At 69.1% G+C, this 22,289-nt stretch carries 21 protein-coding genes; 10 read left to right on the top strand and 11 right to left on the bottom strand.

All coding sequences use genetic code 11. The annotated features are described in order from the left end of the window. Window positions 1-125: 125 nt before the first annotated feature. Both QGN31_RS01510 and QGN31_RS01505 read right to left on the bottom strand, forming a co-directional pair. Window positions 126-1,835 carry an acyl-CoA dehydrogenase gene (locus QGN31_RS01510; protein WP_009957642.1) on the bottom strand — a complete coding sequence of 570 codons (1,710 nt, stop codon included), beginning with the start codon at window positions 1,833-1,835 and terminating at the stop codon, window positions 126-128. Between the two features lie 248 nt (window positions 1,836-2,083). Beyond that, window positions 2,084-3,019 (bottom strand): DUF5996 family protein, encoded by a 936-nt coding sequence (locus tag QGN31_RS01505; protein WP_009957641.1) that lies wholly within the window; start codon window positions 3,017-3,019, stop codon window positions 2,084-2,086. A gap of 196 nt (window positions 3,020-3,215) precedes the next feature. On the opposite strand from QGN31_RS01505, the gene QGN31_RS01500 reads away from it, so the two are divergent. From QGN31_RS01500 to QGN31_RS01490, 3 genes are all read left to right on the top strand, one after another. Then, the gene (locus QGN31_RS01500; RefSeq protein ID WP_009957640.1) at window positions 3,216-4,196 is read left to right on the top strand and encodes a phosphotriesterase; all 981 of its coding nucleotides are present in this window, start codon (window positions 3,216-3,218) and stop codon (window positions 4,194-4,196) included. Further along, window positions 4,189-5,670, top strand: a complete 1,482-nt coding sequence (locus tag QGN31_RS01495) for an AMP-binding protein (RefSeq protein ID WP_009957639.1) — start codon at window positions 4,189-4,191, stop codon at window positions 5,668-5,670. The genes QGN31_RS01500 and QGN31_RS01495 overlap by 8 nt, the downstream gene beginning before the upstream one ends. A gap of 192 nt (window positions 5,671-5,862) precedes the next feature. Next, the gene (locus tag QGN31_RS01490; RefSeq protein ID WP_014381408.1) at window positions 5,863-6,885 is read left to right on the top strand and encodes a methyltransferase; all 1,023 of its coding nucleotides are present in this window, start codon (window positions 5,863-5,865) and stop codon (window positions 6,883-6,885) included. A gap of 32 nt (window positions 6,886-6,917) precedes the next feature. Here QGN31_RS01490 and QGN31_RS01485 read toward each other — a convergent pair whose 3' ends face one another. Both QGN31_RS01485 and QGN31_RS01480 read right to left on the bottom strand, forming a co-directional pair. Continuing rightward, window positions 6,918-7,046, bottom strand: coding sequence for a hypothetical protein (locus QGN31_RS01485; RefSeq protein WP_009957638.1), 129 nt, complete (start codon window positions 7,044-7,046; stop codon window positions 6,918-6,920). 148 nt (window positions 7,047-7,194) lie between these two features. Next, window positions 7,195-8,430, bottom strand: a complete 1,236-nt coding sequence (locus QGN31_RS01480; RefSeq protein WP_085977587.1) for an acyltransferase family protein — start codon at window positions 8,428-8,430, stop codon at window positions 7,195-7,197. A gap of 119 nt (window positions 8,431-8,549) precedes the next feature. On the opposite strand from QGN31_RS01480, the gene QGN31_RS01475 reads away from it, so the two are divergent. Together QGN31_RS01475 and QGN31_RS01470 are read left to right on the top strand one after the other, a co-directional pair. Further along, a complete protein-coding gene (locus tag QGN31_RS01475) occupies window positions 8,550-9,863 on the top strand; it encodes a porin PorA family protein (RefSeq protein WP_158020471.1) in 1,314 nt (437 codons plus the stop codon). A 21-nt stretch (window positions 9,864-9,884) separates the two neighbouring features. Further along, window positions 9,885-11,603, top strand: coding sequence for a hypothetical protein (locus tag QGN31_RS01470; RefSeq protein ID WP_014943089.1), 1,719 nt, complete (start codon window positions 9,885-9,887; stop codon window positions 11,601-11,603). Here QGN31_RS01470 and QGN31_RS01465 read toward each other — a convergent pair. The 3 genes from QGN31_RS01465 to QGN31_RS01455 are packed head-to-tail and all read right to left on the bottom strand — an operon-like array spanning window position 11,587 to window position 14,682. Further along, on the bottom strand, window positions 11,587-12,753 hold the full coding sequence (locus QGN31_RS01465) for a glycosyltransferase family 4 protein (RefSeq protein WP_008261840.1): 1,167 nt from the start codon (window positions 12,751-12,753) through the stop codon (window positions 11,587-11,589). The genes QGN31_RS01470 and QGN31_RS01465 overlap by 17 nt on opposite strands. 46 nt (window positions 12,754-12,799) lie before the next feature. Next, window positions 12,800-13,411 (bottom strand): DedA family protein, encoded by a 612-nt coding sequence (locus QGN31_RS01460; protein WP_008261841.1) that lies wholly within the window; start codon window positions 13,409-13,411, stop codon window positions 12,800-12,802. 41 nt (window positions 13,412-13,452) lie between these two features. Continuing rightward, window positions 13,453-14,682: a TerC family protein gene (locus QGN31_RS01455; protein ID WP_008261842.1), complete on the bottom strand. Its 1,230-nt coding sequence runs from the start codon at window positions 14,680-14,682 to the stop codon at window positions 13,453-13,455. Window positions 14,683-14,799: 117 nt separating this feature from the next. On the opposite strand from QGN31_RS01455, the gene QGN31_RS01450 reads away from it, so the two are divergent. The 4 genes from QGN31_RS01450 (at window position 14,800) to QGN31_RS01435 (ending at window position 18,214) form a co-directional block, all read left to right on the top strand. Then, window positions 14,800-15,570: a class I SAM-dependent methyltransferase gene (locus QGN31_RS01450; RefSeq protein WP_008261844.1), complete on the top strand. Its 771-nt coding sequence runs from the start codon at window positions 14,800-14,802 to the stop codon at window positions 15,568-15,570. A gap of 103 nt (window positions 15,571-15,673) precedes the next feature. After that, the gene (locus QGN31_RS01445) at window positions 15,674-17,143 is read left to right on the top strand and encodes an aldehyde dehydrogenase (protein WP_008261845.1); all 1,470 of its coding nucleotides are present in this window, start codon (window positions 15,674-15,676) and stop codon (window positions 17,141-17,143) included. 277 nt (window positions 17,144-17,420) lie between these two features. Beyond that, window positions 17,421-17,552 carry a hypothetical protein gene (locus tag QGN31_RS01440; protein ID WP_014381414.1) on the top strand — a complete coding sequence of 44 codons (132 nt, stop codon included), beginning with the start codon at window positions 17,421-17,423 and terminating at the stop codon, window positions 17,550-17,552. Then, complete coding sequence (locus tag QGN31_RS01435) at window positions 17,549-18,214, top strand: TetR/AcrR family transcriptional regulator (RefSeq protein ID WP_172417544.1); 666 nt, start codon at window positions 17,549-17,551, stop codon at window positions 18,212-18,214. Before QGN31_RS01440 ends, QGN31_RS01435 begins: the two co-directional genes overlap by 4 nt. Window positions 18,215-18,219: 5 nt before the next feature. On the opposite strand, the gene QGN31_RS01430 is transcribed toward QGN31_RS01435, so the two are convergent. From QGN31_RS01430 to QGN31_RS01420, 3 genes are all read right to left on the bottom strand, one after another. After that, window positions 18,220-18,516, bottom strand: coding sequence for a hypothetical protein (locus tag QGN31_RS01430; protein ID WP_008261847.1), 297 nt, complete (start codon window positions 18,514-18,516; stop codon window positions 18,220-18,222). 20 nt (window positions 18,517-18,536) lie between these two features. Beyond that, window positions 18,537-20,054 carry a class I adenylate-forming enzyme family protein gene (locus QGN31_RS01425; protein ID WP_008261848.1) on the bottom strand — a complete coding sequence of 506 codons (1,518 nt, stop codon included), beginning with the start codon at window positions 20,052-20,054 and terminating at the stop codon, window positions 18,537-18,539. Window positions 20,055-20,232: 178 nt separating this feature from the next. Then, window positions 20,233-20,775, bottom strand: coding sequence for a methyltransferase family protein (locus QGN31_RS01420; RefSeq protein WP_008261849.1), 543 nt, complete (start codon window positions 20,773-20,775; stop codon window positions 20,233-20,235). A 98-nt stretch (window positions 20,776-20,873) separates the two neighbouring features. Between QGN31_RS01420 and QGN31_RS01415 the strand changes: the two genes are divergently transcribed. Beyond that, on the top strand, window positions 20,874-21,464 hold the full coding sequence (locus QGN31_RS01415) for a TetR/AcrR family transcriptional regulator (protein ID WP_008261850.1): 591 nt from the start codon (window positions 20,874-20,876) through the stop codon (window positions 21,462-21,464). Here the strand turns inward: QGN31_RS01415 and QGN31_RS01410 are convergent. Beyond that, window positions 21,461-22,237, bottom strand: coding sequence for a crotonase/enoyl-CoA hydratase family protein (locus QGN31_RS01410; RefSeq protein WP_008261853.1), 777 nt, complete (start codon window positions 22,235-22,237; stop codon window positions 21,461-21,463). The two genes, QGN31_RS01415 and QGN31_RS01410, sit on opposite strands and share 4 nt — an antisense overlap. Window positions 22,238-22,289 lie beyond the last annotated feature (52 nt).

Genomic DNA, 22,289 nt, shown 5'->3' with positions numbered 1-22,289 from the left:
CCGGCCGGCCGGGCGCTCGGCGAGCGAACTTCAGGCGGGGGTTTGCTTGCCGGCCGTGACGCCAGAGTCACGTCCGGCGCCGGGCGTGACTGCACAGTCACGCCCGGGCGCCGAAGGCGACGAACCTAGGGGCGCATCTGGTAGGCGCCGCTGAGCGGAAGGACGTGCTCCTTCCAGATCTGCGCGTACCGCGACGGGTCGTGGACGGGGCGACGGATCATCCGCATCGCGTAGCGCGCCTGGGCGTCCGTCGTCGCGGGCTTGTCGCTCAGCTCCACGGCGTAGGCGTTGAAGTCGCGGACCAGCACGGCGAAGATCTCGTCGAGCAATCCCTCGTCGACACCCGAGAGCCCGGCCTCCTCCAAGATGAGCTGGGCGTAGGGCACCGTGGCGAACAGCTGACCGACGGCGAACGCGAAGTCGATGTCCTTCTGCTGCGCGGCATCCGGGGTGGCGCTGGCCAGCATCTCGGCCAGCACGTCGACCTGCGAGCGCAGCAGCGCGACGTTGGGCAGGTGGCCGAAGCTCTCGAACGGCGCGCGCCAGTCGTGGAAGCGCACCTTGCCCAGGCCGCCCGTAGGGCCCTGCGCGAACAGGAAGGTGTCGTCGGCGGCGTCATCCCGGCGGCCGATCGACGGCAGCGCGTCGTTGGGGGCGAACAGGAAGTTGGGCATGAACTTGCCCAGCAGCCCGATGTTGATGTGGACGGTGCCCTCCAGCCGGGGCAGCAGGCCGATTTCGCGGGCCATGGCCTCGAAGATGGTGTCCTTCTCCACGCCCTTGGCGGCGATGACGTCCCACAGCGCGGTGATGACGCGCTCGCCCTCGCTGGTGATCTTGGCCTTGGTGAGCGGGCTGTACAGCAGGTAGCGGCGGTCGTCGGTTGACGCGCTGCGCATGTAGTCGCAGGCGCGGGTGGCGACCAGCCGCATCGCGACCAGCCGCGCATACGCGTCGGTGAGCAGCCGCCGCACATGCGTGAAGTCGGTGACGACGGTCCCGTACAGGATGCGATTGGACGCGTGGGTGACCGCCTCGTACATCGCGTGGGTACACATGCCGACCGCGCCCCATCCGAGGTTGTACTTGCAGACGTTGACGGTGTTGAGCGCGGCGTGGAACGCCTCGGGGCCGCGGTGCAGGATGTCGGCCTCGGTCACCGGGTAGTCGCGCAGCGCGTAATTGGCGACGTAGTTCTGCGAGTTCACCACGTTCTTGATCAGCTGATAGCGCTCGTGCTGGGAGTCGGCGGCGAAGAACACGTACTCGGCGTCGTTCTTCGAGGCGCCGGCGAACTTGCCGAAGGTGGAGACCATCCGGGCCACGTTGGCGTTGCCGATGTAGTACTTCTCCCCATTGGCGACCCAGCCCCCGCCGGAGGGCGTCAGGTTCATGTCGGTCTGGTAGACGTCGGCGCCGTGCGTCTGCTCCGACAGGCCGAACGCGAACACCTCGCCGGCCTCGAGCAACCCGGCGGCCTTGCGCTTGGCGTCGGAGTTGGCGCTCATCCAGATCGGGCCCAAACCCAGGGCGGTGACCTGGAAGGGGTACCAGTAGTTGAGCCCGTAGAAGCCGACGATCTCGGCGAACGCGCTGATCCGGTAGGTGTCCCAGCGGCAGTCGGGGGCACCGTAGGCCGACGGCGTCAGCAGCGACGCGAAGATGCGCTCCCGACCGATGTGGTCCAAAAACTCGGAGTACCAGACCCTTTCGTGGTCGTCAGACTTCAACCGCGCCTTGCCCCGGGACTCGAAGAAGTCGACCGTGGCGGCCATGATCTCCGCCGAGCGGCGGTCCGGGTACTGGCGTTGCAGGTGATTGGGGTTGAGCAACATGGCGGGACTCCCAGCGGTTCTCGACGCAGACGAGGGTGACGGTACTGCAACGGCGCGCCCGTCGGGGCACTTGTGCGCAGGAGGCCGTCGAGCCGGCGGCACCCGGCGTCATCGTCGAGCAGGCGCCCGAAACACTGACGGTGAGTCGAATCGCGGCATGCACAGCCGGTCGACCGACCCGCCGCGGCTGACCAGCGCAGCGGTATGACGATCCGAGAGCAGGGCATAGTCCGCGATCGGCGTGGTGCTCACGGCTTTTGCCACCGGTCGGGATCGGCCTCCAAGGCGCCGCGATCCCAGCGGCCGAGGTCCGCGGCGGCCGCGTAAGTCGTTTGCAGGAACTGCAGTAAATCCCCGTCGGGATCCTCGGCAATGCGCACCGCCTCGTAGGGCAGGACGAATTCACCGTGGTCTGCACTGAAATGCGCCGCAGCGGGCGCTATCGGGTAGTCGGCGTAGCCGTCCGGTTGCGGGTAGGCGTAGGAGTAGAAAGCGCCTTCCTCACCGCCGCCGGGCCAGAAGCCGCAGCTGCTCAATTCGTGCGAATAACCCTCGACCATCACCCAGTCGCCGCAGTTCGGTGCGCCGCCGGGATGTTTGGGCGCCGGCCTCCCGGAAAACCGTGTACACGCCAGATCCATTGCCCCCCAGAAGAAATGCACCGGGCTGACCTTGCCGATGAACGATGCGCGAAACTGGCTCATCACCCGGTGCGCCTGCAGGAGTTGCCGCCAGAACAAGCGCGCGGCGTCGGAATCATAGGAGGCGTGCTGATGGTCCTCGGCGAACCGGATGGCCGGATCCACCTCGTTGGGGCTGGCGCTGATGCGTGTCGCGACCCCCAAATCGTCCAGGGCCGACATGGTTTCGTCGTAGAACTGCGCCACCGGTTTGGCCGTCAACGGCACCGAGACTTGTCGCCCGTCGCTGTGACGAATCCGCAGCACGGCGTCGATGACGTCGAATTCTATGTCAAACACCCCGGTTTCGTGGGGTATCGCGCCCGTGGTCAATCCGCGCGGGCTCACGTACAGCGTCACCTGCCACCAGTGGTTGACCATCGGCGTGCGCACCATGCGGACCTTGCCGACGATCTGGGTCCACATGTGCAGCGTTTCGCGAGTCGGAGTCCAGTCGTCGACCCGTAGCGACGGCCATCGATCGGTCCCGGTTGCGGCGTCCATGTCGGCTCCCCTTGTATGCGGCTCAGTTCGCGGGTACCCGCCGCAGCTGCCCGCTACCAGAACGGGAACGTGCCGCACGTTTCTGCGGTCATCCGATGCGTCATATCCACTGGTACGGCCGGTGCACGAGCGATGCGCGGAGGTAAGGTCCTCGAACCCGTCGAATTCAGGCGGCCGGAGCTCTAGCATCGGATGCGTGTCGCGACTGAATACCGCACGTGGACCGATTGATACCAGCGACCTCGGCGTCACGCTCATGCATGAGCACGTGTTCATCATGACCACCGAGATCGCCGAGAACTATCCCGAAGCCTGGGGCGACGAAGAACGGCGGGTGGCCGACGCCATCGACAGGCTCAACGAGCTCAAGGCCCGCGGCGTGGACACCATCGTCGACCTCACGGTGATCGGTTTGGGCCGGTACATCCCGCGGATCGCCCGCGTCGCGGCGGCCACCGAGCTGAATATCGTTGTGGCGACCGGGCTTTACACCTACAACGACGTGCCGTTCCGGTTCCACTACGAGGGCCCCGGCGGATTGCTGGGCGGCCCGGAGATCATGACCGAGATGTTCGTCCGCGACATCGAGCAGGGCATCGCCGACACCGGCATCAAGGCCGGAATCCTCAAGTGCGCCACCGACGAGCCCGGCATCACCCCCGGCGTCGAGCGGGTGCTGCGCGCCGTCGCCCAGGCGCACAAACGCACCGGGGTGCCGATCTCCACGCACACCCACGCCGGACTGCGACGCGGCCTCGAGCAGCAACGCATCTTCGAGGAGGAGGGCGTCGACCTGACCCGGGTGGTGATCGGCCATTCCGGCGACAGCACCGACATCGGCTACCTCGAGGAGTTGATCTCCGCCGGCTCCTACCTCGGCATGGATCGGTTCGGCCTCGACGTGATCTCGCCGTTCGAGGAGCGGGTGCGGATCGTGGCGGAGATGTGCGAGCGTGGGCACGCCGACAGGATGGTGCTCTCCCACGACGCCAACTGCTACTTCGACGCGCTCCCCGAAGAGCTGGTGCCGCAGATGGCCCCGAACTGGCATTACCTGCACATCCACAACGACGTCATCCCCGCGCTCAAGGAGCGCGGCGTCACCGACGAGCAGCTGCACACCATGCTGGTCGACAATCCGCGCCGCATCTTCGAGCGTCAGGGTGGCTATGAGTGAGCCGGTCCCGCCGATCGGCACCCAGATTTCGCAGCTAGCCCAACTCGCCCCCGACGAGCCCGCCGTCACCTGTGACGGGGTGACCCTGACCCGGGCCGAGCTCGACCGCTCGACGAATAGGTTGGCCCGGGCCTACGCCGAGCGGGGCGTGGGCGTCGGCGACTACGTGACCATGGTGCTGCCGAACTCGATCGAGTGGATCCAGGCCGCCGTGGCCTGCTGGAAGCTGGGCGCGGTGCCCCAGCCGCTGTCGGCTCGGCTGCCCGACGCGGAGTTGGCGGGCCTGCTCGAATTGCGGCCACCGGCCTTGTTGGTGGGGCGCGATCATGTCGAATTCCCCTGCGTGCCAGCGGGTTTCGTGCCCGATCCGGCGCTGCCGGACGGCGCGCTGCCCGAGGCGGTGTCGCCGGTGTGGAAGGCGATGGGATCCGGCGGCAGCACCGGGCGGCCCAAGCTGATCGAATCCGGCGGCGACAGCCGGATACCGCCGCTGATCGGCTACCCGCTGGGCGCCCAGGAGGGCGACACCACGCTGGTGCCGGTGCCGCTGAGCCACAACACGGGCTTCACCACCGCCACCATCGCCCTGCTGATGCGCCATCACCTGGTGCTGATGAGCCGGTTCGATCCGGTTCAGTTCCTCCGGCTGATCACCGATCATCGCGTCACGTTCCTGACGACGGTGCCGACGATCATGCAGCGGACGCTGCCGGTCTATCACGCCGACCCCGCCTCGTACGACCTGTCGTCGCTGCGACGGTTCTGGCACCTGGGGGCGCCGTGCCCGCCGGCCATCAAGCAGGCCTGGATCGACCTGCTGGGCCCGGAGAAAGTGTGGGAACTCTACGGCGGCACCGAATTACAGGCGCTGACCTTCATCTCCGGCGACCAGTGGCTGGCGCACCGGGGTTCGGTGGGCGTGGTCGTCGCCGGCGAGATGAAGGTGCTCGACGACGACGGCAACCCGTGCCCGCCCGGCGTGGTCGGCGAGATCTACATGCGGCCCGGGCCAGACAGCGCGCCCACCTACCGCTACGTCGGCGCCACGGCGAAAAGCCGCGACGGCTGGGACTCGCTGGGCGACCTCGGGTATTTCGACGACGACGGCTTCCTGTACCTGTCGGACCGGCGGGTCGACATGTTCACCGTCGGCGGCCGCAACGTCTACCCCGCCGAAATCGAGAACGCGCTGTCGGCGCACCCGGACGTGTTGTCGTGTCTGGTCGTCGGAGTTCCGCACGGGGACCTGGGCCAGGTGCCCTACGCCCTGGTGCACACGGCCGACGGCTCCACCCTGGATTCCGTTGGCGTGCAGGCGTTCCTGCGCGAACACCTGGCGGCGTACAAGGTTCCACCCAGCCCCGACTTCATCGAACTCGTCAACACCCCGTTGCGTGACGACGCCGGCAAGGCCCGCCGCTCGGCGGTGCGGGACCGGATCCTGCAGCGGCTCCAGACCGCGGAAGCCGGCTGACCCGACACCTTCGAAATCGGCGGCAAGCCACTCGATATGAGGCGGCGGGGGGCGCTCGAGAGCAAGAAGTGATACTTGTCGAGTCCTGTCATCACCGGGTAATGGAGAACGATGCCGCCTAAGTCACCGTCATCGACCCCGAAACTGCCGCCCGCCCGGGTGGCTCGCGCGGTCGAACGAGTCCGTCATCATGTGGGGCGGCTATACCTGCGCCTGGCTCCCCCGCCGATCGCGGTCATCGACATCATCTTCGGCGCCTTTCTGTCGCAGGCCATCTCGGCATCCGCGCAGCTGGGTATCGCCGACGAGCTGGCCGCGGGCCCGCTGACCAAGGAGGAACTGGCGGGGCGCATCGGGGCCGACCCGGACAGCGTGGCGCGGCTGATGCGGTTGCTGATCAGCCGCGGCGTGTTTCGCAGGCGCCGCGACGGCCGTTTCGCACTGAACGCGCTGGCCGACACCTTGCGCACCGATTCGCCGGTCTCGACGCGTGGGGCCGCCCTGCTTTTCGGTTCGCCGCAGCACCGGGCGAACTGGACGCGGCTGGCCGACGCGGTGCGCACCGGAGAGCCGAACCCCCCGAAAGTGTTCGGTAAGGACTTCTTCGACTATCTCCGCGACGACCCCGAGTTCGCGGAGATCTTCAACAGCGCCATGACCTCCACGTCGTCGGTGCTGGAGGCGGCGGTGGTCGCGGCCTACGACTTCACCCAATTCGGTGTCATCGCCGACATCGGTGGCGGCCACGGCCGGCTACTCTCGTCGATTCTCGCCGCCGCCCCCGATGCCCGCGGCGTGCTGTTCGACCTCCCCGAGGCGGTCGAGGGGGCGCCACCGGTGTTGACCGGGCACGGTGTCGCCGACCGAGTCACCGTGACGGGCGGGTCGTTCTTCGAAAGCGTGCCGGCCGCTGACGCCTATGTGATGAAGAACGTCATCCACGACTGGCCCGATGACAAGGCCGTCGCGATCCTGGGCACCGTCAAAGCCGCGGCCCCTCCGGGCGCGACGCTGCTGCTGCTGGAGATGGTCGTCCCCGATCACGACCGCGAATTCCTCGGCCACTACGCCGATATGGAGATGCTGGTAATGGCGGGCGCACTGGAACGCAGCCTCACGCAGTGGACCGACCTACTCCGGCAGGGCGGCTTCCGGCTGCAGCGCGTGGTGCAGACGGCAGGGCCGCTCTGCGTCATCGAAGCCGTGCCCAGCTAGCGGTATGTCATGCCAATAGCACCAGCAGACGTCTAGGTGGACACCGGAAAGTCTTGGCCCTCGCGGACATCGGCCTCGGTCGCGCCGACGTGATACACCTCGAACGCCTTGGCCGACAATGCCGGCCAGCGGTGCGGTCGGTTGGGCGAGAAATCGGTCATGAGTTCGACGACCCCATGAGGCGATGCCGTTGTCAAGTCGAAGTCGAATCTCGTGCGCACCCCGACGAACGTATCAGCCTGTCAGCGCCGGTGAACCTGCCCTTCGGTTGGCGCTGACGCGCTGGAAACGATAGACGGACCGCAGCGGCTAGGGCGCGATCGCGTCCGCCTCCGCATCGACGGCCTGCGCGGAATCTGCGGGTCGCTCGCGTTTCTCCCAGCGCCGCAAGGCTTCTCGGCAGGGCGACTCCACCAGCGCGTAGCTGACGGCGGCGATCGCGAACCCGAAGACCAGGGTCAGCACCAACACCGTCGGCATGTTGCCGGTGAACGGAAACGTCCCGACGACCGGAAACACCATGGCCAGCGCGGCCAGGTGCCAGATGAACAGGCCGTAGGACCAGCGGCCCAGGGTGACCATGGCGGTGGTCCCCAAGAGCCGGTGCGGCGTGTCCGGCCGGTCCAGCACCAGCGGCGCGACCAACGCGAAGGCCACCAGCGCGCCCATCGCGGTCTTCACCGCGAACTGCGCGGGCTTGCCGGGCACCAGACCCTCCGGCCCGGCCAGCGGCGAGGCCGCGACCAGGTAGGCCGCCGCCGCGACGACGGCCATCACCAGGCGGTGACGCGCGATGCGGTGCGGGAACCCGACGCCGCTGTGGACCCACTCGGCCAGCAGCATGCCGGCGGCGAACCAGGAGAAGAACGCCGGCGGCCAGTTGAGCGGGTTGACGCCCTCGGCCGCGTGGCCCGGCACCCAGCCCCACGCCCAGCTCAGCGCCCCCAGCGCGGCGATCGCTGGCACCCGCGCGCGCACCGGGAGCCGGCGGGCCAGCAGCGCGAGCACCGGCAGCGCCAGATAGAAGCTGACCTCGACGGACAGGCTCCACATCTGGGTCAGCCCGCCGGTCAGCGTGAGCGGCACATAGATCTGGGTGAGCGTCAGGTTGGCCAGCCACACCGTCGGGCTGGCGTGGTCGGCGTCGGGCAGCAGCGTCAGGATCACCACGACCGCCACCAGGTAAGCGGGCATGATGCGCACGACCCTGGACCGCAGGTAGTGGCCGGTGCGGGGGCGGGGTCCCAGATCCCTTGCCGCCCCGGCGTGTCCGCGCCACAGCAAGAAACCCGACAGCGCGAAGAACACCGCGACGGCGAGGTCGAACCGGCCGAACAGCCGGCCGGAGGCGCCGCTGGAGTGCCCGGTCTGGAAGGCGACGTGGGTGACCACCACGCCCATCGCCGCGCAGGCGCGCATCCCTTCCACCGCCGGCAGGAAGCTGCGCACCCCGCCCACCCGCTGGTCGTCGCTCACCACCACAGTGTGCCCGTGCTGGGTTGCCCGGCGAATGGGTACACCCGAAGGACCCGCCCGCGCGAGCATCAGGTTCGTAAGCCGCCGCCTTACTTTCTGCTGTTAGGGTCAAACGAGTTTGCCCCGGGCTGCTCGCTCGGGTCGGGTCGCGGCTGAGAAATGCAAGGACATGAGGAGGGCACAGCGACGTGAACCGAGCAGTCATGTTGCGGTTCGCCGCATGCGGGATCATCGGACTCGGAGCCGCCCTGCTGATCGCCGCGCTGCTGTTGTCGACGTACACCACCAGCAGGATCACCAAGGTCCCCCTGGACCTCGACGCCACGCTGGTCGGCGACGGCACCGGGACGGCGCTGGACTCCGCGTCGTTGTCCACCGACCACGTCGTCGTCAACCAGAACGTGCCGCTGGTCTCCCAGCAGCAGATCAGCGTCGAGTCGCCCGCCAACGCCGACGTGGTCACCCTGCAGGTCGGAAGTTCGTTGCGGCGCACGGACAAGCAGAAGGACAGCGGGCTGCTGCTGGCAATCGTCGACACCGTCACGCTCAACCGCAAGACCGCGCTGGCCGTCTCCGACGACACCCACACCGGCGGCTCGGTCCAGAAGCCGCGCGCCGTGAACGACGAGAACCCGCCCACGGCGATGCCCCTGCGGCACGACGGGCTGTCGTACCGGTTTCCGTTCCACACCGAGAAGAAGACCTATCCCTACTTCGATCCGATCGCCCAGAAGCCGTTCGACGTCAACTACGACACCGAGGAAGACGTCAACGGGCTGACCACCTACAAGTTCACCCAGAACGTCGGCTACAACGCCGACGGCAAGCTGGTGGCCCCGGTGGCGTACCCGTCGCTGCTGGCCGGCAACGAGGACGCCAAGCAGACCACGTCGGCGTCGATGTGGGGCGTCCAGGGCGGCGATCCGAACGAACAGATCACCATGACCCGCTACTACGCGGCGCAGCGCACGTTCTGGGTGGACCCGGTGTCGGGCACCATCGTCAAGCAGACCGTGCACGCCGACCACTACTTCGCCCGGGACCCGCTCAAGCCGGAGCTCACGCTGGCCGACTACAAGGTCACCTCGAACGAGGACACCGTCGAATCCCAGGTCAACGCCGCCCGCGACGAGCGCGACCGGCTGGCGCTGTGGTCGCGGGTGCTGCCCATCACGTTCACCGCGGTCGGGCTGATCGCGCTGGTCGGCGGGGGGCTGCTCGCCTCGTTCAGCCTGCGCAGCGAGAGCGCGCTGACCGACCCCGGCCTGGATCGCGGCGATCAGGACTTCTTCGGCCGCAGCGGCCTCGAGGAGCCGGTGCCCGGGGCCGAGGCCGAGACGGAGAAGCTGCCCACCCAGCGTCCCGATCTGCGCCAGGAGTCCGGTGGGGATCCGCCCGGCTCGGCCGGCTCGCCTGGGGCCCCCGGACCGTCCGGCCCGGACGAGCCCACCGAGGCGGGCCCCACCGAGTCCAACCCGCCCGGCCCGCACGACCGCGAATAGCCCGGCCCGGATGCGGTAGCCGTGCGCTGGACCCGACCCGGGTACGCACTGGTCCTGGCGCTGCTGGTGGTCGGGCCGCTGCTGGCCCCGGGGTACCTGCTGCTGCGTGACGCCGTCTCGACGCCGCGGTCATACCTGTCCGACACCGCCCTGGGGTTGACCTCGGCGCCGCGCGCCACCCCCCAGGATTTCGCGGTGGCGCTCGCCTCGCATGTGGTCGACGGCGGCATCGTGGTCAAAGCGCTGCTCGTGGTGGGGTTGTGGCTGGCGGGCTGGGGCGCGGCCCGGCTCGTCGAGGTGGCCCTGCCGCCTGCGGGCGCGCCCGGGCAGTTCGTCGCGATCACGCTGGCGATCTGGAATCCCTATGTCGCCGAACGACTTCTGCAGGGCCATTGGAGCCTGCTGGTCGGCTACGGCTGCCTGCCCTGGGTGGCGACGGCCATGCTGACGTTGCGCGCGGGATCCGGCTCGCTGTTCGGGCTGGCCTTCTGGATCGCGCTGGCCGGTCTGACCCCGACCGGGCTGCTGTTGGCCGCGACGGTGGCGCTGGTCTGCGTGGCCGCCCCGGGTGACGGCACGGCCGGGCCCTGGCCGCGCCGGTGGTGCGCCGCGGCGGCGCTGGGCGTCGCGCTGGTGGCCGCGCTGCCGTGGTTGGTCGCGTCGGCGCTGGGCGCTTCGCTGACCGCCCACACCGCGGCGAACCGGCTGGGGGTCGAGGCGTTCGCGCCGCGCGCCGAGCCCGGCCTGGGCACGCTCGCCAGCCTGGCCAGCCTCGGCGGAATCTGGAACGGCGACGCCGTACCCGCTTCGCGCGCCACGCTTTTCGCGGTGTCCTCGGCCGTGGTGCTGCTCGGGATCGTGGCGGCGGGCCTGCCGGCGGTCGCCCGCCGGTCGGTGGCGGTTCCGCTGCTGGTGCTGGCCGCGGTGTCGGTGCTGGTTCCCGCGGCGCTGGCCACCGGGCCGGGCCTGCACCTGCTGGGCGCGGTGGTCGACGCCGTGCCGGGATTCGGCGTGCTGCGCGACGGGCAGAAGTGGGTGGCGCTCGCCGTGCCCGGCTACACGGTGGCGGGCGCCGGCGCGGTGGTGACGTTGCGACGGTGGACGCCGCCGCCTGCGGACGTTGCGGCGGCGCTCGTCTGCTGCCTGGCGCTGCTCCTGGCGCTGCCCGACCTGGCCTGGGGGGTGTGGGGCAAGGTGTCGCCGGTGCACTACCCGCACGGCTGGACCGCCGTCGCCGCGGCGATCAACGCACGGCCGGCCGCGGTGGCGGTATTGCCGGCCGGGACGATGCGGCTCTTCTTTTGGTCGGGCGCCGCGCCGGTGCTGGACCCGCTGCCGCGCTGGGTGCGCGCCGAGGTGCTGAGCAGCGGCGACCTGGTGATCTCGGGGTCCACCATCGCAGGCGAGGGCGCGCACGCCCGCGAAGTGCAGCGGCTGCTTCTGGCCGGGCCCGATCCGTCGGCGCTGGCGGCGGCGGGCGTGGGATGGCTGGTGGTGGAATCGGACAGCGCCGGCGACATGGGGGCGGCCGCCCGCACCCTGGGCGCGCTGGCGCCGGTCTACCGGGACGACGCGATCGCGCTCTACCGGGTCGGCGGGCAAAGCGCCGGGGTGTCGGCCGATCGCCGGGCGGCGACGGTGATCGCCCATGCGGCGTGGCTGGCGTTGTTGGTCGCGGGCGGCGCCGGCGCGGGAATCGGCGCGTGGCGGCGCCGCGCCTCGGTCAGCCCCGCCCGGTGACTAGTCCGTGCACCGTGCGGCCGCAGTGCACCGCGTCCAGCACGCCGCGCATCGCGTCGGCGCTTTGCGCCCAGGAGAACTCGCCGCTGCGGGTGTGCGCCTTGGCGCCGAGTTGGTCGCGCAGCACCGGATCGGCGAGCAGTTCCTCGAGACGGTCCACCAGCTCGGCGTGGGTGTCCACCAAGATCCCGGTCACCTCGTCGACGATAGAGTCCGACAGGCCGCCCGAGGACCGGTAGCCGATGGTCGGCACCGAGTGCTGGGCCGCCTCGATGACCGCCAGCCCCCAGCCCTCCTTGCGCGAGGGCAGCACGTGCACCCAAGCCGCTTGCAGCACATGGTGTTTCGTCACGTCGTCGACGTGACCGTGGAACGTCACCGCGGCGCAGATGCCGAGCCGTCGCGCGTGCTCGACGAGCCGCTCGCGCCACCAGCCGTCCCCGACGATGTCGAGATGCAGGCCCGGCGTCCGCGGCAGCAGCGCCGCGACCGCTTCGAGCGCGTCCTCGATCTGCTTGTGGGGCACCAGCCGCGACAACACGACCACGCGCGGCGCGGCCGCGCGCGGGCCCGACAACGATTGCGCCGGCGCCAGATCCAGGCCGTTGCGCACCACCGCGATCTGCGCGCCATTGACGCCCAGGGTGACCAGGTCCCGCGCGGACGGCAGCGACACCGTCACGTACTGGTTGCGCCGGTTCACCCGGGGCGACAGCGTCGACTCGACGAACCAGCCGAGCCGGCCGAGCACCGGGCCGGCCACCGGCCACTGCTGGCGGTGGCAGTGATGCACCAGCACCACCACGCGGCGGCCGTAGACCAGCCGCGCCAGAAAGGGCAACCCGTTCTGGGTGTCGACGACCACGTCGGGCCGCACCTTGCGCAGCGGGCCCACCCCGAGCCGGGCCGCCGCCATCGCCAGCAACGCCCAGACGTACACCGAGTACCGGCCACCGGCGCGGTCGATCCGCACGCCGTCGACGACTTCGCGGCGCGCCGCGCCGGGATAGCGGGCGGTGCGCAGCGTGACGTCGATCCCCGAGGCGGCCAGCTGCGCACCGATGCGCTGCAGATAGGCTTCGCTGCCGCCGCCCTGCGGGTGCCCGGTATCGCGCCAGCACAGCAGCAGGACCGAGCGCAGAGCAGACATCACCGGTCAGCCTAATGGGAATCGGTCGGCGCGCCATGCGGGACCGCTAGCGCCGCACCCGCCCTTCCTGCCGGGCGCGACGGCGCACCCACCGGATCAGTTCGATGATCCCGGCCAGCGCCAGCGCCGTCCCGAACGCCACCGCGAACGCCGCGACCGTGTTATCGGCGAACGCGTTGCCGCCGATGTAGCCGATCAGGGTGTTGAGCGTCGCCCACACCACGGCGCCGATCGCGTCGAACACCACGAACTGGCGATAGGGGAAGTCCAGCACGCCGCAGGCGATGGTGGTGGCCGTGCGGCCCCCGGGCAGGAACCGGGCCACGATCACCAGCGGGCCCCCGTGCCGCTCCAGTTCCCGGTGGGCCCAGTCCAGGCTGCGCTGTCCCTTCTCGCCGCGGGTGATCCAGCGGCGGGCGAAGTCGTCGGCCGAGTGGCCGATCGCGTACGCGAGGTTGTCGCCGACGAACGCGCCGATGGCCGCCATGACGATCACCCAGCCCAGCAGCATCGAACCGTTGGCCGCAAGGATGCCGCCGGTCAGCAGCGCCGTCTCGCTCGGCAACAGGGGGAGGATGGCGTCGAAAGTGCACGAGGCCAGGATCAGCGGATACGCCCACCACGAGTTGCCGAGCGCATCAAGCAGGGAATCGAACACTAGAGCGCAACACTACACAGCGCGCGCCGGCGGCCGGCTTCTCAGGAGGTCAGGCCCATCCTGACGAACGGCTCGGCCTCGCCGCGGCCGACGGCTTCGTCGTGCTTGGCGGCCGCGCGGTCGAACAGGTCGATCAGCGCCGGCTCGTCGCGGACCAGCTGGCGGTACTTGGGACCGAGCGCGAGGATCTGGTCGCGCTCGTCCAGCAGCTTGCGGAAGATGCGCTCGCGTTCGCCCGCGTCGTGGGTGTATTCGGAGTCGAGATAGGCCGTCGCGTGCCGCCGGGCGCCGGCGATGGCCGTCCGGGCCTTGCCCATGGGGCTCAGCAACGAGGCGACGACGGTGACGACCAGAACGCCGACGATCACGGCCAGCGACAGGTAGGTGCTGATCTCGACCAGCGAGACCGGCTCGCCGTCGTTGATGAAGGGGACGTTGTTCTCGTGCAGCGCATGCAGGATCAGCTTGACGCCGATGAAGCCCAGAATCGCCCCGAGGCCGTACGAGAGGTAGACCAGCCGGTCCAGCAGGCCCTCGATGAGGAAGTACAGCTGGCGCAGGCCCAGCAGCGAGAAGGCCGTCGCGGTGAACACGATGTAGACGTTCTGGGTGAGGCCGAAGATCGCCGGGATCGAGTCGAGCGCGAAGAAGATGTCCGTTCCACCGATGGCCACCATGACCAGCAGCATCGGCGTCATCGCGCGCCGGCCATCCACCATCGTGAACAACCTGTCGTCGTCATAGTGCTCGGTGGTGTGCAGGACCTTCTTCGCGATCCGGATGACGACGTTGTCGGCCTTGTGGGATTCCTCGCGCTCGTCGGGCCGCAGCACGCCGCCGGCGGCGAGCAGCAGGATCAGCCCGAACAGGTAGAAGACCCATGCGAACGTGTTGATCAGCGTGGCGCCCAGAAAGATGAAGCCGGTCCGCGCGATCAGCGAGAAGACGATCCCGAACAGCAGCACCTTCTGCTGATCCTCGCGCGGCACCCGGAAGCTGGCCATGATCATCAAGAAGACGAACAGGTTGTCGACCGAGAGCGCCTTCTCGGTGACGTACCCGGCGAAGTATTCCGGGCCCTCCTCGTGGCCTCCGAACGCGAGCAGGCCGACGCCGAACAGCAGCGCGATGCCGACGTAGGCCATCGACCACAGCGCGGCCTCCCGCAGCGTCGGGGCGTGCGCCTTGCGGACATGGAAGAAGAAGTCGAAGGCCAACAGCCCGACGATGGCCAAGACGGTCAGGGCCCACACCCAATCGGGAACATCCATTTCGCTGCCTGAGCCACCTTCGTCGGAGCCGTCGTCTGGGTCTTCGTCGCTTCCGTACCCTCTTTGCCGCCACACTATGTGCGCGCCCGGTTGCGCGCCCGGCCGTAGGGTTGGCCGGTGGCCGTGACCGACCTCTTCGCTCGCCGGGCGACGCTGGCCCGCTCGGTGCGGTTGCTGTCGGAGTTTCGCTACGAGCAGACCGATCCCGCCCGCTTCTACGGCGCGCTGGCCGCCGACACCGTGGCGATGGTGAGCGACCTGTGGCGCGCCGCCCACGCGGACTCCCCCGCCGGCCGCACGCTGCTCGACGTCGGCGGCGGGCCGGGCTTCTTCGCGACGGCCTTCGCCCGCGCCGGACTCGACTACGTCGGCGTCGAGCCCGACCCGGGCGAGATGCACGCGGCCGGACCCGCCGACGCGGCGGCCGGGGGAACCTTCGTGCGCGCGTCGGGCATGGCGCTGCCGTTCGCCGACGATTCGGTGGACATCTGCCTGTCGTCCAACGTCGCCGAACACGTGCCGCGGCCCTGGCAACTCGGCGCCGAGATGCTGCGAGTGACCCGGCCCGGCGGGCTGGCCGTGCTGTCCTACACGGTCTGGCTGGGCCCGTTCGGCGGACACGAGATGGGCCTGACCCACTACCTGGGGGGCGAGCGCGCCGCGGCGCGCTACGCGCGCAAGCACGGCCATCCCGCCAAAAACAACTACGGGTCGTCGTTGTTCGAGGTGTCGGCGGCCGACGGCCTGACGTGGGCCGCGAACACCGGCGCCGCGCTGGCCGCATTTCCCCGCTACCACCCGCGATGGGCGTGGTGGCTGACGGGCGTGCCGGTGCTGCGCGAGTTCCTGGTGAGCAATCTGGTGCTGGTCCTGCAACCCCAAGAGTGAAACGTGTTCTCGTTTTGCCCTGGCTTGGGTAGGGTGGCGCGCATGCCCGCCGACGACGATGACAGGGCAGTGCGATCTGAACAAGCAGGAGGAGTGGCGGAAGATGACAGACGCTAAGACCGAATACGACAAGCTTTTCATCGGCGGCAAGTGGACGGAACCGTCGACCTCCGAGGTGATCGAGGTGACCTGTCCGGCCACCGGTGACTACGTCGGCAAGGTGCCGCTGGCCGCCGCGGCCGACGTCGACGCCGCCGTCGCCGCGGCCCGCGCGGCCTTCGACAACGGCCCGTGGCCGACCACGCCGCCGAAGGAGCGCGCCGCCGTCATCGCCAACGCGCTCAAGGTGATGGAGGAGCGCAAGGACCTGTTCACCCAGCTGCTCGCGGCCGAGACCGGCCAGCCGCCGACGACCGTCGAAACGATGCACTGGATGAGCTCGATCGGGGCGCTGAACTTCTTCGCCGGCCCGGCCGTCGACCAGGTCAAGTGGAAAGAGGTCCGCACCGGCGGCTACGGGCAGAGCATCGTCCACCGCGAGCCGATCGGTGTGGTGGGCGCGATCGTGGCCTGGAACGTGCCGCTGTTTTTGGCGGTCAACAAGCTGGGCCCGGCGCTGCTGGCCGGCTGCACGGTGGTGCTCAAGCCGGCGGCCGAAACACCGCTGAGCGCAAACGCTTTGGCGGAGGCCTTCGCCGAGGCGGGGCTGCCCGATGGCGTGCTGTCGGTGGTGCCCGGCGGGATCGAGACCGGGCAGGCGCTGACCTCCAACCCGGACGTCGACATCTTCTCCTTCACCGGCAGCTCGGCGGTGGGCAAGGAGATCGGCCGTCGCGCCGCCGACATGCTCAAGCCGTGCACCCTGGAGCTGGGCGGGAAGTCGGCGGCCATCGTCCTCGACGACGTCGACCTGCCTTCGGCGATCCCGATGCTGGTGTTCTCCGGGATCATGAACACCGGGCAGGCCTGCGTGGCCCAGACCCGCATCCTGGCTCCGCGCTCGCGGTACGACGAAATCGTGGACGCGGTAAGCACTTTCGTGCAGGCGCTGCCGGTGGGCCTGCCGTCGGACCCGGCCGCCCAGATCGGTTCGCTGATCTCGGAGAAGCAGCGGGCCCGGGTGGAGGGCTACATCGCCAAGGGCATCGAGGAGGGTGCGCGGCTGGTGTGCGGCGGCGGCCGTCCCGAGGGCCTCGACGGCGGCTTCTTCGTGCAGCCGACGGTGTTCGCCGACGTCGACAACAAGATGACGATCGCCCAGGAGGAGATCTTCGGGCCGGTGCTCTCGATCATCCCCTACGACACCGAGGAGGATGCGATCAAGATCGCCAACGACTCGGTGTACGGGCTGGCCGGCAGCGTGTGGACCGCCGACGTGCAGCGGGGCATCGAGGTCTCGGAGAAGATCCGCACCGGGACGTACGCGATCAACTGGTACGCGTTCGACCCGTGCTGCCCGTTCGGCGGCTACAAGAACTCCGGCATCGGCCGCGAGAACGGACCCGAGGGCGTCGAGCACTTCACCCAGCAGAAGAGCGTGCTGATGCCGATGGGCCACACGATCGAAAGCTAAATCCCGCGTCGAACGTGCACGCAGGGCGAGATATCTGCCGATTTTTCGCCGTGGGTGCGCGTTCGGCGTTTGGGGGGCCGTCCCTGGCCGCGTTCTAGCGGTTATGCAATAGAGCATATTTTCGGCCGGTTCACGCGGCCGCAAGTGCGGACCGCCGCGCCGACGCGCCCTGTTTGTGCGGCGTACGTCACATTTCGCCTGAGAAATTGCTTAATTTACGGATGTCTTATATGGTTCTTAGCATAATCAAGGGCCGCACACAGGCCGGGAGAACACCATGTGGATCATTGAGCTCAACGTCGCCGGCTATCAATTCACCCGCGAGATGCCAGAGTTGCGGCGCCGGACATTCCGCTTCAGCCCGCGTCATATGCACTGGCCGGCGCTGCGCCACTCGCACGCTGCATGACGCCAGCCTCGGGAGGTACGACAGTGCCGACTATCGGTGACGCCCCGACGAAGCGCGGGGACACCCGGACAAAAATGCTGGCCAGCGCCGCCGAGGTGATGCGTGAGCGCGGCGCCGCGGGCGTGACGATCGACGCGGTGCTCGCCCGCAGTGGCGCCCCGCGTGGCTCGGTCTACTACCACTTTCCCGACGGGCGCAATCAGATCCTGACCGAAGCGCTGCGCTACTCCGGCGACTCCATCACCGCCCTGATCGACGACGCCGCCGGGCGCGGCGCCCGGGAGTTGTTGGCCGAGTTCGTCGGGTACTGGGAGCGGCTGCTCACCGAGGGCGGCTTCACCGCCGGCTGCCCGGTGGTGGCGGCGGCGATCGGGTGTTCCGACGGTGACGGGCCCAAGCTCTCCACCGAGGCCGGCGCGATCCTGGGCCGCTGGTGCACCGCGCTCACCCGCGCGTTCGTCAATGACGGCTTCGACGACGCTGACGCCGCGTCGCTGGCCGTGATGTCGATCTCCGCGCTGGAGGGCGCCATCGTCCTGTCGCGGTCGACCCGCAACGCAGGCCCACTACACCAAGTGGGTGAGCAGCTCGAATTCCTGATCAAGGCAAAGGAATTCGTTCTCCGGAACAAGATCCCGGGCAAGCCTGCCGGCTCGCAGTGACGTCGTCAGTCGCTCGCGGGTAGCGGCTTGACCTCTTTGAGGTGCAGCGCGGTCTGCCCGATGCTCAGGCTTCCGGCGCCGGGCTTGGTCACCAGCACCTCGGCGCCGGATTCGTCCACGTAGCGCTTGCCCATGACCGTGCCGTCGGAGAACGCCGGGTCCAGTTCGCCCGAGCGCTCGGCGCCCACCGGCACCATCGGCGCACCGCCACACCGCAGGTCGTCGAGGCTGTCCGCGCTTCTGACGACGATCACCTGGGTGTCGCATACCTGGCTGGCGAGACGAGTTCCGTTCTTGATCATTGATTTCCGTCCTTGATCGCTTACTGCTGGGCCGGCGCGGAGCGCAATTCCGTGAGGGTCTGGATGATCTCCCGCCGCAACACCTTGCCGGTGGCGGTGGTGGGCAGCTCGTCGCGAAACACTACCTCGTCGGGGGTGCGTGATCCGCGCAAACTCTTGCGGACGAATTCGCGCAGTTCCGCGGGGTCGGGGTCGACGCCCGGCGCCGGCACCACCACCGCGACGATCGCCTGGCCCCACTGCGGATCCTCGACCCCGACCACGGCGACGTCCCGCACGTGGGGGTGCTCGACCAGGACCTCTTCGAGTTCGGCGGGCGCGATGTTCTCGCCGCCGCGGATGATCGTGTCGTCGCTGCGCCCACCGATGAACAGGTAGCCCTCGTCGTCGAGCATGGCGATGTCCTTGGTCGGGAACCAGCCGTTCTCGTCGAGCACCGAACCGATCCCGGTATAGCGGCCCGAGACCTGCTCGCCCCGCACGAACAGCTCACCGGTCTCGCCCGGCGGCAGCACGTTGCCGGCCTCGTCGCGGATCTGCAGCTCGATGCCCGCCACCGCCTGCCCGACCGACCCCAGCCGCCGCGCGCCCTCCGGAGTCGACGCCGCCAGCGCCGCGCGATGGTCGTCGGGTGTCAGCACCGCGATCGTCGAGCTGGTCTCGGTCAGGCCGTAGGCGTTGACGAAGCCCACGTCGGGCAGCAGCTCGAGGGCCCGGCGAACCAGCGGCAAACCGACCTTGGAGCCGCCGTAGGCGAGGTTGCGCAGCGACGGCAACTCGATGGCCGGCCCGTCCCCGTTCTCCAGCACCGTGACGATGCGGTCGAGCATGGTCGGCACCACCGTCGCGGTGGTCACGTTCTCCGTGTTGATCAGCCGAACCCATTCCTGCGCATCGAAATTGGGCAGGTACACCATCTTGCGGCCGGCATACAGATTCGACAGCGCGGCGCTGACCCCGGCGATGTGGTACGGCGGCACGCAGATCAGCGCGGCATCGGTGTCGGCGGCCGCCCCGAATTCCACCGTCCCGGTGACGTAACTGGTCAGGTTGTTGTGCGAGAGCTCGACGGCCTTGGGCTGCGAGGTGGTGCCCGACGTGAACAGCACGATCGCGACGGCGTCCGGATCGGGGAATTCCGCCGCGGGCTCGGCACCGCCGGCGGCGTCGAGGAAGTCGTCGGACACCATCACCCGGTCCGACACGCCGCCGATCATCTCCCGGTAGCGACCGTCGACCACCACCAACGGCTCGGGCAGCCGCTCGATCAGCGCCTGGATGCCCTCGGCGGAGAGCCGGTAATTGATCGGCGTGAACGCCACCCCGGCGCGCGCCGCGGCGAAGATCAACACCGGCAGCATCGCGCCGCCGGTGCCCACGTACACCAGGTGCTTGGCTCCCGAGGCCGCGACCACCCCCGCGCCGCCGTCGGCAAGATCGCTGAGCTGCTGCGTGGTCAGCCGCAAATCGCCGGACACCACCGCGGTGCGCTCGGCGTCGCCGGACACGGCCATCTCGAGCAGCAACGAAATGCTCATCCTCGATCCTTCTGGATTCCCGGCCCTTTACAAATCTCGTCTGCAGTGTAACTCAGCCGGATTGTCCCTCGATGCCGAGCTTGCCGCGCGACGGGCGCCCTGGTCACGGCGGGTCCCTCGACGGCAACGGTGGGACGGGAACCCCGAGTTGCGATCGGTGCCGGCGCTTGCCACCGCCTCAGGAGCGGGCGGGCGGATCCCAGGCCGAGACCCGCGGGATCCAGCGCGGCACGTTGCTTCGATAGTCGACGTATTCACGGCCGTAGCGCTCGGCGAGATGGGGTTCCTCCCAGAACCGGATGGCGATGGCCTGGAACGTGAAAAAGATTGCGAACCAAAGCAATAGCGGGCCCGATGCAATGATGGCCGCCTCGCCGAGCAGGATGCACAGCACGCCGGTGATCATCGGGTTCCGCACGTGCCGATACGGGCCCCGCACCACCAGATGGACCGGCTCCCCCATCACGTTGCCCAGCCCGAGCGTCCCCTCGCCCACCCGGTCGAACAGCACATTCGTCCAGATCATCAGGGCCAGGCCGGCGGCGATCAGCACGCAGCCGACCGTGATCAGCGCGATCGTCGGCGCGGCATCCAGGCGCGGCTCGTGCACGCCGGCCGTGCCGACGATCAGGGCCGGCACCACGAGCGTCATCGTCGCCGGGAACAACAGGACCGACATCAGGTGGCGCCACCACAGGCGTCGCCGCGTCCTCGTCACCATTGAAGGCCTCCTTCAGCTAATACTTCAACCTTCGTTCAACAACTAAGGTACGCCGCGCGACGGCATTCGCCAACGCTTGTTGAAGTATTCTGGTGCGCATGCCAGCAGCGCGGCGCGCCGGCCGGTGGCGCACCGGCCAAGTGAACAGACAGCGCATCATCGATGCGGCGCGCGAACGCTTCATGCGCGACGGGTACGAACGGGCCACCGTCCGCGCAATCGCGGCCGACGCCGGTGTGGACGTCGCGATGGTCTACTACTTTTTCGGCAACAAGGAAGGTCTGTTCACCGCGTCCACGCTGACCGGTCCCGAGCACCCGTTGCACCAGCTGGCCACGCTGCTCGACGAGGGGACCGAACGGGTCGGCGAACGGCTGGCGCGCCGCTTCCTCGAGCACTGGGAACAAGGCGCCGTGTTCGAGCCGTTCCTGACGCTGTGGCGTTCGGCGGCGATCCACCCCGAGGCGCGAAAGGTGTTGCACGACAGCCTCGCCGGCCCGATCGCCGAGCGGGTCGCGACGGAATTCGGGGTTGCCGATGCCGAGCTACGGGTCGAGCTGGTGGCCAGCCACCTGGCCGGGCTCGCCTTCGCGCGCTACCAGCTGAAGATCGAGCCGCTCGCGTCGACCAGCATCGAGGACCTGGTCGGCCGGCTGGGGCCGACGCTGCAGCGCTACCTGACCGATTAAGTGCCCGTCCACTTGGGCGGGCGCTTCTCGGCGAAGGCGATCGCGCCCTCCTTGGCGTCGTTGGAGGAGAACACCGGGGCGAGCAGCTTGTTCTGCTCGGCGAACATGGTCTCGGGGCTCCAGCCGCGGGACTCGACGATGATCTGCTTGGTGGCGGCCACCGCCAGCGGCCCGTTCGCGGCGATCTTCTCGGCCAGCTCGATCGCCGCGTCCAGCGCCGATCCGGGCTCGGCGAGGACGTTGACCATTCCCAGCGCGTGCGCGCGCTCGGCGCTCAGGTTTTCACCGGTCAGTGCCAGCTCCATGGCGATCGCGGACGGGATGCGTTGCGGCAGCCGCAGCAGCCCGCCGCCCCCGGCGACCAGGCCGCGCTTGACCTCCGGGATGCCGAACGCCGAGTCCTTGGAGGCCACGATCAGGTCGGTCGCCAACGCCAGCTCGGTGCCGCCGGCCAGCGCGTAGCCCTCGACCGCCGCGATCAGCGGCTTGACCGGCGGACGTTCGGTGAAGCCCATGCCGCGGCCCTCGACGATCGGGAGCTCGCCGCGGGCGAAGGCCTTGAGGTCCATGCCCGCGCAGAACGAGCCGCCCGCGCCGGTGAGGATGCCGACCGACAGGCCGGGTTCGTCGTCGAGCCGGTCGACGGCGGCGGCCAGGCCGTTGGCCACCGCGGAGTTGACCGCGTTCTTGGCCTTCGGCCGGTTGATCGTGATGATGAGGATCCGGTCCCGCTGTTCGACCAGGACTTCGGGTTCGTTGGCCTCTTCGCTCACGGTGCTCCCTTGTTCGTCACGCTACTGACTTGTCGGACCGATGGTAACGGTC

The organism is Mycobacterium sp. 2-64 (genome assembly GCF_035918375.1).
GTDB lineage: Bacteria > Actinomycetota > Actinomycetes > Mycobacteriales > Mycobacteriaceae > Mycobacterium > Mycobacterium intracellulare.
This window is presented reverse-complemented; position numbering and strand designations above follow the sequence as displayed.